Annotated in this window: 1 protein-coding gene; it reads left to right on the forward strand. The window is 63.1% G+C overall.

Annotated features, from left to right (window positions below; translation table 11 throughout):
- Positions 1-66: 66 nt before the first annotated feature.
- Positions 67-352, forward strand: a 286-nt coding sequence (locus CVH10_RS18495) for a condensation domain-containing protein (protein WP_369335872.1), incomplete at its 3' end; no start/stop codon positions are given.

Below are 352 nucleotides of genomic sequence, written 5' to 3' on the forward strand. Positions count from 1 at the left end.
GAACCTGTGCGTTTGACCGAACGGCGCGCGTCGCCGTCAATGCCGCAACGCATGGTGACCCGAACGATGGATCCGGCACTCACTCTACGGATCGCGGTCGTCTCCAAAACGTGGAACACGAGCGAAGTCCCGGTGATCGCCGGCGCCTACGCCTTGTACCTGGCGCGGATGACCGGAGCCACGGAAGTCGCTTTGAGCTTGCCCATTTCCGGGCGGACCACTGCAGCCATGCGACGTTCCGGTGGGATGCTCGCGAACATCGTGCCGCTTCGTGTCGCGATCGATCCCGAATCCACTCCGGCTGAACTCGTGAAGCAACTCTCCACACAGCTGACCGGAGCGCTACGGCATC

This window comes from Halomonas sp. ND22Bw (assembly GCF_003011945.1).
In the GTDB taxonomy this organism is placed as follows: Bacteria; Pseudomonadota; Gammaproteobacteria; order Pseudomonadales; family Halomonadaceae; genus Halomonas; species Halomonas halophila.